General features: G+C 64.4%; 10 protein-coding genes. 1 reads left to right on the top strand and 9 read right to left on the bottom strand.

The genetic code is table 11. From position 1 onward, the window contains the following. The first annotated feature begins 465 nt into the window (after positions 1–465). The gene (locus AC25Z0_RS10150) at positions 466–906 is read left to right on the top strand and encodes a pyridoxamine 5'-phosphate oxidase family protein (protein WP_488133141.1); all 441 of its coding nucleotides are present in this window, start codon (positions 466–468) and stop codon (positions 904–906) included. Between the two features lie 123 nt (positions 907–1,029). On the opposite strand, the gene AC25Z0_RS10155 is transcribed toward AC25Z0_RS10150, so the two are convergent. From AC25Z0_RS10155 to AC25Z0_RS10195, 9 genes are read right to left on the bottom strand one after another with little or no spacing between them, the layout of a single operon-like run. After that, the gene (locus AC25Z0_RS10155; RefSeq protein ID WP_488133142.1) at positions 1,030–2,244 is read right to left on the bottom strand and encodes a glycine C-acetyltransferase; all 1,215 of its coding nucleotides are present in this window, start codon (positions 2,242–2,244) and stop codon (positions 1,030–1,032) included. A gap of 15 nt (positions 2,245–2,259) precedes the next feature. Further along, entirely contained in the window at positions 2,260–3,303 is a 1,044-nt protein-coding gene (gene tdh / locus AC25Z0_RS10160) for an L-threonine 3-dehydrogenase (protein WP_488119542.1), read from the bottom strand. Positions 3,304–3,358: 55 nt separating this feature from the next. Next, positions 3,359–4,417 carry a Gfo/Idh/MocA family protein gene (locus AC25Z0_RS10165; protein WP_488133143.1) on the bottom strand — a complete coding sequence of 353 codons (1,059 nt, stop codon included), beginning with the start codon at positions 4,415–4,417 and terminating at the stop codon, positions 3,359–3,361. Next, positions 4,414–5,451, bottom strand: coding sequence for a Gfo/Idh/MocA family protein (locus tag AC25Z0_RS10170; protein ID WP_488133144.1), 1,038 nt, complete (start codon positions 5,449–5,451; stop codon positions 4,414–4,416). Before AC25Z0_RS10170 ends, AC25Z0_RS10165 begins: the two co-directional genes overlap by 4 nt. Before the next feature lie 11 nt (positions 5,452–5,462). Further along, the gene (locus AC25Z0_RS10175; RefSeq protein WP_488119545.1) at positions 5,463–6,302 is read right to left on the bottom strand and encodes a carbohydrate ABC transporter permease; all 840 of its coding nucleotides are present in this window, start codon (positions 6,300–6,302) and stop codon (positions 5,463–5,465) included. Between the two features lie 46 nt (positions 6,303–6,348). Further along, positions 6,349–7,314, bottom strand: a complete 966-nt coding sequence (locus tag AC25Z0_RS10180) for a carbohydrate ABC transporter permease (RefSeq protein ID WP_488119546.1) — start codon at positions 7,312–7,314, stop codon at positions 6,349–6,351. Between the two features lie 5 nt (positions 7,315–7,319). Next, positions 7,320–8,615, bottom strand: a complete 1,296-nt coding sequence (locus AC25Z0_RS10185; protein WP_488119547.1) for an ABC transporter substrate-binding protein — start codon at positions 8,613–8,615, stop codon at positions 7,320–7,322. 59 nt (positions 8,616–8,674) lie between these two features. After that, entirely contained in the window at positions 8,675–9,859 is a 1,185-nt protein-coding gene (locus AC25Z0_RS10190) for a Gfo/Idh/MocA family protein (protein WP_488119548.1), read from the bottom strand. Next, positions 9,856–11,013, bottom strand: coding sequence for an ROK family transcriptional regulator (locus AC25Z0_RS10195; RefSeq protein ID WP_488133145.1), 1,158 nt, complete (start codon positions 11,011–11,013; stop codon positions 9,856–9,858). Before AC25Z0_RS10195 ends, AC25Z0_RS10190 begins: the two co-directional genes overlap by 4 nt. Between the last annotated feature and the right edge of the window lie 79 nt (positions 11,014–11,092).

The raw sequence follows: 11,092 nt of genomic DNA on the forward strand, positions 1-11,092 counted from the left end.
GGTGGGGGGGCCTCCAAAGCGAAGAAAGGGGGGGGGGGGAAAGCCCCTCCGAGGTCTCTGGTCCTCCCCCACACCCCCATAACTCGGCACCCCGCCACACCCACCACTCCGGACAGCCGGCGAGGCCACCAGGCCGGCGGGCGAAGGCTGCCAGGCGGTGCGGATACAGGATGAGCGTGGTGGACCGAGCGAAACTATCCGGTATCCGGTGACAGCAGGCTGATCCGTCCTGTCCTCGTGACCGCGACGCGACGGTGCAAGTGCGCCGGCGGGGCTCACTGGGGCGCCGCGCTCATCGAACGCAGGTATGCGGGCACTGCAGAGTGCGCGCAGCTGCGTTCAACCCGCGCCGCACGACATTGTGCCGGGTGGCGGGTAGCTGTGGGCCCGTGAGACGACGGCGCGAACTCGCGCCGCTGCGGCGCTTGTGCGTTTCGGCGGTGAGAGACGTTGTTATCCTGTGGCATGGCTGTAAACGCGAATGATCTCGCCACCGTCGTTGCGTTCATTCGCGCTGCCGGTCGCGGCGTTGTCGCCACGGTCACCTCGAGCGGGCAACCAGAAGCAGCACTAGTTGGGCTCGCCATCCTCGACGACGGCACACTGCTTTTCAACAGTCATGAGGACGCCCGAAAGATCGTGAATCTTCGCTCGACTGACCGAGTTGCGATTGTGGCAGGCACGGTCGGTGGCGTTTCGGTTCAGATAGAAGGGATCGCAGCTATCGTCCAAGGCGCCGAGCGGGACTCGTTTGGCGCGGAATACAACCGACAACTTCCTGGATCGCGCGCGCAGTCGAGTGGGTTTGCCGTCGTCGTTGTCCGACCTGTCTGGATTCGGGTCTATGACGTCACCGCGACGCCGCCGACCGTGACAGAAACCACGGTGACCGGAACGATCCTGTAGAAGGACCACGAGACACCACCAAGTGCTGCAGCAGCAGTGGTGCGTGCCTGGGCGACGGCAGCCTGGGGACGTTCGGGTGTAACTGACTAACGGGGTTCGGTATCGGCCGCGCTGGGGCGGGCGTTACGCCGTCGAGGCGGTGGTGGTGGTCGCCGCCCTGGCCGCCACGAAGGCGCTCACGCAGGTCTCTACGTCGGCGGGGGAGTGTGCGGCGGACAGCTGCACGCGAATGCGGGCTTCTCCGCGCGGGACTACGGGGAAGCTGAAGGCGGTCACGAAGACTCCGCGGGAAAGCATGTCGGTCGCGATCCGGGTGGCCGCTGCGGCATCGCCGAACATCACAGCCACGATCGGGTGCTCACCGGGGAGCAGGTCGAAGCCTTCGTCCGCCATCCTCGACCGGAACAGGGCTGCGTTCTCGTGCAGGCGTGTCCGCAGCTCGGTGGCGTCCTCTGCCAGGTCGAGCGCCGTCAGCGTTGCCGCGACAATGGCCGGAGCCAGGCTGTTGGAGAACAGGTATGGCCGCGCACGCTGGCGCAGCAACTCCACGATCTCAGCCCGTCCACTGACGTAGCCGCCGGATGCGCCGCCAAGCGCCTTCCCGAAGGTGCCCGTGTAGATGTCCACCCGAGAGCCAACACCGGCGAGCTCTGGGGTGCCGCGTCCGCCAGCGCCCATGAAGCCGACCGCGTGGGAATCGTCGACCATCACGAGCGCGTCGTACCGATCCGCCAGGGCACAGATCTCGGCCAGGGGAGCGAGCGACCCATCCATTGAGAACACACCGTCGGTGACGATCACGCGCCGCCTGGCACCTGCAGCCTCGATGAGCTTCGCCTCGAGGTCAGCCATATCCGTATTGCGGTACCGGTAGCGGGCTGCCTTCGACAAGCGGATACCGTCAATGATCGATGCGTGATTCAGTGCATCGGAGATGATGGCGTCGTCGGCGCCCGCGATGACCTCGAAGACACCACCGTTGGCGTCGAAGCACGACGAGAACAGGATGGTGTCGTCGGTGCCGAGGAAGCGCGACATCCGCTGCTCGAGCTCGAGGTGGAGGTCTTGCGTGCCGCAGATGAACCGCACACTGGCCATGCCGAACCCACGGGTGTCCATGGCGTCCTTGGCCGACTGGATGATTGCGGGGTGGTTCGCCAGGCCCAGGTAGTTGTTGGCGCAGAAGTTGAGCACGCTCGCCGCATCGGCGCCGGCGTTCCCCGCCGTGATGCGAGCTGACTGCGCGGAGGCAATCACCCGCTCCGCCTTGTACAGGCCGCTGGCCTTGATGTCATCGAGCTCGCCCTGGAGGCTGTCCTGCACCGTTGCGTATGTCATCGTGTTCCTTCGTGTTTAGAGCTGGGTCCAGTCGAGCACGACCTTGCCGCCGCCACCGGCGCGTGCAAGATCGAAGCCGCGCTGCCAGTCTGATGCCGGAAGCTCGTCGGTCACAACCGAGGTGATCGACTCGCGGAGGGCAACGCTTGACTGAAGCATGGCGCTCATGGCATTCCATGTCTCGAACATCTCGCGGCCGTAGATCCCGGTGAGGGTGATCATGTGGCTCACGACAGTCGCCCAGTCGACGTCGATGGGTGCGCTCGGCAAGCCGAGAAGCGCGATGGATCCGCCGTGGTTCATGTTGGTGATCATCTCGGGGAGAGCCCTCGGGTTTCCCGACATCTCAAGACCGACGTCGAAGCCCTCGCGCATGCAGAGCTCTCGTTGCGCGCCGGCCACATCGGCTGAGCGCACGTCGACGGCGAGGTCTGCTCCCATTCCACGGGCCAGCTCAAGGCGGGCGGGGGACACGTCGGTGACGACGATGAATCGGGCGCCGGCGTGGCGGGCAACCGCGGTCGCCATCAGGCCGATGGGGCCTGCGCCCGTGATCAGTACGTCTTCGCCCACCACCGGGAACTTCAGTGCGGTGTGGACGGCATTTCCGAACGGATCGAAGATCGCGCCCAGCGTTGGGGTCACATCCGCGTGGTGCACCCACACATTGCTCTCCGGGATCACGACCATCTCGGCGAACGCGCCGTCACGTTGCACGCCGACGCTGACGGTGCGGATGCACATGTGGCCGCGGCCTGCCCGGCAATTGCGGCAGATGCCGCAGACCACGTGCCCCTCTGCCGACACCCGGTCGCCGATTTTCACATCGCGCACACTCTGTCCGACAGCGATGACCTCGCCATAGAACTCGTGACCAGGCACCAGCGGTGCCGTGATCATGCTCTGCGCCCAGTTGTCCCACGACTCGATGTGCAGGTCGGTGCCGCAGATTCCGGTGCGCATCACCCGAATCGTGACCTCGGTCTCGCCGGCGATCGGTTCCGGACGGTCGACAAGTTCGAGACCGGGACCGGTCGCCGACGTGAGGAGGGCTTTCATCAGGTGTCCTTAGTGCGGTGGGGCTGACGTGCAGTGGGCTGGGCGGTTGAGCGAGCTACGCGATGGTGATCGGTGTGCCGGAGAGCGCCGAGCGACGTGCCGCGTCGACGATCTCCAGCGTCCGCAGCCCGACATGGCCGTCGGGCTGCGGCTGTACTGCCGGAGCTTCGCCGGGGGTCGGCGCTCCGGAGAGCTGCACCGCGCGCAGGAACTCGGTCAGCAGCAGGCTGTCGACGTCGGTGGCAAAGCCGAGGCGGATGCCGCCCCCGACGCCCTGGCCGCCGACGTGCTCTGCGAAGGGCTCGACCTCGACGGAACCGAGGGTTCCCGTCACCTGCAGTGTCACTCCGCCCCAGGTCGGGGCGTTGTCTGGCTGGCTCCATGAGCAGTCGATCGTGGCGATGAGGCCGCTCGGATAGGTGATCGTCACCAGGCCGCCGGTCTCAACATCAACACCCTTGTCTGCATGCAGGATGCTGTTGGCCGCCGCGTACACCGTGCGTGCGCGCGCGCCGTCGGTGATGACATCGATCAGGTCGGCGCAGTGCACGACATGGTCGACGAGAGCGCCGCCGCCGGAGAGCTCCCTGTCGGTGAACCATCGACGGGAGTCGATCGGGATCTTGCCGTTGTTTGTGCCAAAGACGGCGAACGGTTCGCCCAAACGACCAGCATCGAGATAGCCGCGCAGTGCCGTGAACTGGGGAGCGAAGCGCACCGGGTACGCGATCATCAGGATGACGCCGGCCGCCGCGCAGGCGGCAACCATGGCTTCGCCGTCGGCGACCTCTGTGGCCAGCGGCTTCTCGCACAAGACATGCACCCCGGCCGCCGCGGCCTGCTCGACGAGCGCACGATGGCGTGAGTTCTCACTCGTGATCACGACCGCATCCGGCTTCCAGGCGAAGAGCTCGTCGTAGCTGTCGACATAGTCGACACCCAGTGAGGCTGCCAGAGCGGCCCCGCGCAGCGCGGCATCCGGTGCAGCAGCGCCGTCGGGATCTGCGGTGAGGACCTGGATGCCCGGCATCGCGGCGAGAGCAGAGGCATAGCCGGCCGCGTGCACATGCGCGAATGACGCAATGGCAATTTTCAGTGTTGCCGGGGCGGTCATGCTGCTACCTCTGCCTTCGATGCAAACTTCGACATGGTGACGACCTGCCCGGTCGCCAGGGATTCCTGGGCTGCTTCAGACAGGTACACCGCAATGGCACCGTCCTCTGCCGTGACCCGCGGCACGGGACCGCCCCTGAAAGCATCGGCAAATTCGCGGATCTCCGTGAGGTATGGGCTCTCACGCAGCGACGACGATGGGATGACCAGGTTCGCCTCGTCAGGCGTCTGCAGCTCGGCGGTGAAGCCATTGTTGTCGAGCGATGAGTACGAGATGACGCCCTTGTCGCCCGCGATGGAGAAGCCGGTCTTGAACTTGGTGCCCAGCGCACCCCACGTGGCGTGGATGTGCGAGATGGCGCCGCCGACGTGTGTCAGCGTGACGTGCGCAGAGACGAACGGAGGGATGACATTGTCGATCGTCGGCGGGTTCTGCACCGCATACACGGTCTCGACTTCGCCGCAGGTCCAGCGGGCCTGGTCGAAGTCGTGGATCATCAGGTCCATCACGATGCCGCCTGACGCGGCCTGGTCCTGGAACCAGGTTCCGATGCCGGGACTCGAACCCTCACGGAAGAATCGCGCAACGGCGACCTGCCCGATCTTGCCCGCCGCTACCGCGCGGTGAGCGGCAGCGTACGGGGCGGTGAACCGCACGACGTGAGCCGGATACAGCTGAACGCCGGCCTCCATCGCTGCTGCGTGCACCTCGCGGGAATCGGCAGCGGTCAGCGTCAGCGGCTTCTCGCAGACGACCTGCTTGCCGGCCGCGATGGCCGCCAACGCGATCGACTTGTGCGTCGGCGTCGGGGTGACGATGTCGATGAACTCGGCACGGCGCAGTACCTCGTCAAAGGTGTCGACGACCTCAAGGCCGAACTGCTCAGCCAGCTCGGCGGCTCCGACCTCTGAGTAGACGAGCACGTGGGCGCCCAGGGCTTTCCACGCTGGGGCGTGCACCCGTGAGATACCGCCGGCTCCGATCAGTCCGACGACGAATGCCGGGGCGGACGCGCCTGTAGGCGTGGTGTTCATGAATTTCTCTCTTACTTCAGGCCGGAGAAGGCGATGCCTTCGACGACTCGACGCTGCAACAGGATGAAAGCGATGAGGATGGGTGCCATCGCCAGGAGCGAGGCCGCCATCATCACGCCGATGTGCACGCTTCCGCGGTAGCCCTGCAGGGTGGCGAGCCCGACGGAGAGCGGCATGGATTCAGGAGTGCTGGCCACGACGAGCGGCCACAACAGGTCGTTCCACGACGCCAGGATGGTGATGATCGCCAGCGAGACGATGCCCGGCTTGGCCAGTGGCAGCATGACACGCCAGAAGATCTGCCAGCTGTTGCAGCCGTCGAGCCTGGCTGCCTGCTCCAGCTCTGTGGGCATCGTCTTGAAGAACTGCATCATCATGAACGTGCCGAACGCGCTGAAGAGGCCGGGAGCTGCGATACCGATGATGGTGTTGAGCAGGCCGAGGTTCTGCACGATCTGGTACTGCGGGATCAGGTATACCTGGCCGGGCACCATCAGGATCGAGAGGATCAGCCCGAGCAGCAGGCCCTTGAATTTGAACTGCATCCTGGCGAATGCATAGCCGGCCATCGAGCACATGACGACCTGGCCGAGGGTGCGGAGCGCTGTGATGCCGATGGAGACCCAGAACTGGCTGAGGAACGGCAGCCGCTGGAAGACTTCTGCGTAATTCTCCCACTCGATGCCCGATGGCCAGAGGTTCGGCGGGATCGAGGTGATCTCCGCCTCCGTGGAGATAGACATCTTGATCTGCCAAACGAACGGGAAGATCATGACGATTGAGGCGATGATCAAGATCGTGTGCGCGATCCAGTTGCTGCCGTGGTTGACGGTGCCCCGCGACGCCTTCACACGGTTTCGCCGTGTCGGTTCCGCGTGTATCGCGCGGGAGAGAGTTTCAGTCGACATAGTGAACCCATCTGCGCTGAAGTCGGAATTGGAAGAACGTGAAGACCGCGATGATCACGAGGACGAACATGGCGATAGCTGACGCGTAGCCCTTCTCGTTGGTGAGGAAGGCTGCATCGTAGAAGAGGAAGACGAGCGACTGCGTCTTCGGCATCACGGGGTTGCTCGGGCCGAGGAGGGCGTAGAGCATGTCGAAAAGCTGGAATCCACTGATCAGCGTCATGACGGACAGGAAGAAGATGGATGGGCTGAGCAGCGGCACCGTAATGGAGCCGAACTGTCGCCACCGGCTCGCGCCATCGATTGAAGCGGCCTCATACAGTTCTGGCGGGATGCTCTTCAGCCCGGCAGAGAGGATGATCATGTTGAACCCGATCGACATCCACAAACCCATCACCGCGACGGCGATGAGAGAGAACCACTCGGTGGAAATCCACGCAGGGCCTTCGATGCCCACAACGCGAAGAGCCGAGTTGATGACGCCGTACTCCTGGTTGTAGATGATCTTCCAGACCATGGAGATGGCGGTCGGCATGGCCACATACGGCAGGAAGAAGCAGGTGCGATAGACCATCGCGAACTTGAGGCCCGGCTGGTTCAGCAGGCTCGCAAAGCCGACAGCGATCGGGATGCCGAGGAGCAGGATGACCGTGTAGATCAGCGTGTTGGCGATCGCCCGGCCGACCTGTGGGTCAGCAGCGAGCCGCACGTAGTTGTCGAGGCCGATCCAGGTTGTTCCACCGAAAGCTCCCCATTCGGTGAAGCTGAAGTAGAACGACTGCAGGAGGGGCCAGAGGTAGAACAGTGCCACACCCACGAAGAGCGGGAGCACGAACAACACCGGCCAGTACCCATCGATGGGGCGTTTTTTGCGCGCTACGGGCGCACCGGATGCCTTGCCCGTCGCCGGGGCGGACGCGACAGCTGCGCCCGCCCCTTCCTTCGTGATGACCATGGTTCCTATTTCTCCTTGGTCAGTGCTTCGTTCATCTGGTCAGCGAGGTCCTGTGCGACCTCGGCGACCGGGCGCTGCCCAGAGAATGCCTCTGGAAGCAACGCGCCTTCGAGCTTGTTCCAGGCGCTCGTGTTCTTTGACACCGGGTAAGCGACGGCGTAGTCGGTGGCAGCGTCAAGGAACACCTGCAGGTTGTAGCCGGGAACCGAGTCGACGAAGGTCTGCTGTGTTCCGGTGAATGCCGAGTTGGCGACGCCGGATTCTGCCTGGATGACGGCAGCTTCCTTCGAGGCGAGGTAGGTGAAGAACGCCTGCGCTGCGGGGTCACCGGCAGACTTCGCGCTCAGCGCATTGCCGACACCGTGGATGACGGTCTCGCGCTTGCCTGCAGGGGACAGCGGCAGCGGCGCAGTGGTCACGTCGTCGGCGACGACGGACTCGAGCAGGCCGGAGACCTGCCAGTTGCCCGTCCAGACGAGTCCGGCCTGGCCGTTGAGGAACTTGGTGAGACCAGAGGTGTCGGCGTTCTGAGCCGGTGAGAGCATCGAGCCGTCTGCGACCATGTCGGCCCAGAACTGCAGTGCCTCGATGGTCTTCGGGTCGTCGTAGCCGGAGACGCCGTCTTCGAGGATGGTGCCGCCGTTGCTCAGGATTGCCGGGTAGACCATGGCCTGGTTGTCGTAGTTGTCACCGGAGCCAACGATGCCCTGGTCGCCCAGGGTGTCGGAGATCTTCTTGGCGGCTGCGTGGTAGTCGTCCCACGTCCAGTCCTCCGTCGGCGCGGCGACGCCGGCCTGCTCGAGGATCTTCTTGTTGTAGAAGACGGCGATGGTGTCGAAGTCCTTCGGCACGCCGAACTGCTCACCGTCGTAGGTGTAGATGTCGTTCATGGCCGTCGGGTAGTTGGCCGGGTCGATCAGGTCGGCGTCGGCGAACGGCTCAACGGGTGCGAGCAGGTCGTTGGACGCGAACAGCTGGAAGTTCGGGCCGTTCATCCAGAACACGTCGGGCAGCGTGCCGGACGAGCCCTGGGTCTGCAGCTTGGTGAAGTACTGACCGTATGCGGTGACGTCTACCGATACATCGACGTTCGGGTAGGTCTTGTTGAAGTCGGCGACGAGTTCTTTCATCGCAGGTTCCTGGTTGATGTCCCAGATCGCGTACGAGATTTTACCCTTGACGTCGGCCGGGGCTGTGTCGGTGTCGATCCCGCTTGACGCGTTGCCGGTCGCCGATGTGGCACAGCCCGTCAGCAGAAGTGCCAGTGCGGCCACTCCTACCGTTGTTCGAAACAGGCGCATTCGATACTCCTTATTACGTTGGTTGTTCGGTGATCTGCGAGGCGTTGCGGCAGAGCCGTCTACCCGGATGCAGTTTGGTGATTGTCGAAATACCGAAGCAGCTGCTCCGGCAACGGCTCGATCACGTGTGGCATCGATCCGTCGCGCAGTGACTCCGCGGCTTTGATACCCGTCGCAACGGCCTGACGCGCGGCGACAGGCGACGTCTCGGTCGCCCCGCCCTCACGCACAAACCGCAGGAACTCAGCCATCGTGAGCTGGTCGGCACCACCGTGGCCGTGCTCGTCACCTCCGATGGAAAACTCCAGGTCGCCCTGTTCTTGATAGTTGTGGCGCTTGTTCCAGACACGGATGACACCGCCGGCTGAATCCCCGAAGTTCTCGACCCGGCCGCGTGTGCCGATCACGGTGTAGTTGCGCCAATAGTCAGGAGTGAAGTGGCACTGTTCGTAGGAGGCCAGAACGCCGTTGGTGAGCCGCATCTGGATCATCGAGATGTCTTCGACATCGATGACAGGGTTCAGGTCTGTCTGCTCCTCAGGGGGCCAGTTGTCGTGGCTGAACCAGTCGCCCATCAGCCGGTCGGTGTTGTCACGCCGTGAGGTTACGTCGCCGTACACGGCGAGGTCGCCCATACCGGTGACCCGCTCGGTGTACGCACCGGCAAGCCAGTGGATGACGTCGATGTCGTGCGCGCCCTTCTGGAGGAGCAGCGTGCCGACATGCTCGCGCTCTGCATGCCAATCCTTGAAGTAGTAGTCACCGCCGTTGCCGACGAAGTGCCGGCACCAGACGGCTTTCACTTCGCCGATTGCACCGCTCTGCACGATGTCGCGCAGTTGGCGGACGACGCTCATGTGACGCATGTTGTGGCCGATGTAGAGCTTGCTGCCCGATTCGTAGGCGGCACGCAGGATGTTGTCGGCGTCTGGCAGGGAGATGGCGAGTGGCTTCTCGAGGTACACGGCGATGCCGGCACGCAACAGGTATTCGGCAACCTCTGCGTGGGCATCGTCTGGAACCGTGACGATGGCCGCATCGATGTTGAGCTGCGGCAGTGTGCGGTAGTCCGTGACGAATTCGACGGAGTCGCCGAAGAGGTCGCGTGCCCGTTGTGCCGCTGCGGGGCGCACGTCAGCGACGGCGACGAGTTCTGCCCGGTTGCCGTCTGCGGCGACCCAGTTACCAATGGCGGCACGTGCCCCGACGCCGACCAGGGCGACGCGGAGGTCTGCGGCGCTCACGCGTTGTCCCCGACGCTGATGTCTGGCACAGGAACTCCGTCGATGCCGAAGAGGCGCGTTGATGCGCTCTCGAAGGCAAGTGCCAGGGAGCCGAGCACTGTGCCATCTGAGCCGAGCGTCGACGCGGCGACATTCGGTTTGCCCTCGATCATGATGAGACGGTGGATCTCGGTGCGCAGTAGCTCAACGAAGAGCCCCCCAGACTGGGAAAGCCCGCCGCCGACCACGATCAGGTCGGGGTCGAGCGCCAGGCTGACGGTGGTGAGGCGCGGAGCGATCTCGACTGCGAGCTGCGTGATTTCGGCCAACGCGTCCGCATCGCCGGCGAGGGCCTTTGCGAAAACCTGCTCGGCAGTCGGCGCGCTCGTCCAGACGAGCTGCCCCTGCACTGAATTCTTCGTCCAGTGCATACCGCGGAGGCTGCCCACCTCGCCTGCGCTGCGATGCGCGCCCTGGTAGATGCCACCGTCCCGCGTAAGCGCGAGAGAGATGCGGTTGCCGATCTGTACGTACAGGGTATTGTCGACCAGCTGCGCGGCGCCCATGTGGTGCTCGGCGAAGGCCGCGAGCTTGATGTCGTTCTCGAGGACGACATCACAGTCGAAGGTGGCGCCGAGGCGCTGGGCAATGTCGGCGCCGTTCCACTCAGGCACGGCAAAGCTGTGCGAGAGCTTGTTGTCGAAGCCCATGATGCCCGACACCCCGAGGCAGAGTGCCTTGAGCTTTCCCGCGCCAACGCCGGAGGCGGTGTACGCGTCCCTGACGGTCTCAGCGACGAGCTCCATCCGCTGGCTGGCAGTGGGGGCACCCTCGATCATTCGTTCTGCGCGTGCAATCACAGTGCCCTGCAGGTTGGCCAGCAGAACGCGGATGTTGCGTGGCCCTGCATCGACGCCGGCCACGATCGCGCTGTCGGCCTGGAACTGGAAGCGGCGTGCCGGACGCCCGCCGCTCGCGGTCGACGAATCGGCAGAGGCGCCAGCGACGACTCCGTGTACCTCAAGCCCGGCAATGACGGCGTCCACCGTCGGGCGGGAGAGCCCGGTGCGCTGGGCGATATCACTGATTGTCAGCGGGCCGGCGGAGGTTCGAAGCACATGAACGCAGGTGAGTGCGTTCGCATGACGGATGTCTGCGGGACTGGGGGCAACCATGATGAGCTCTCTCTTTCCCGCAGCACGTGATGCGGTGAAGGTAAAGCTAGCAGGTTATGTAACCCCCTATCGAAACCCG

This window comes from Leifsonia sp. Y862 (genome assembly GCF_057669585.1).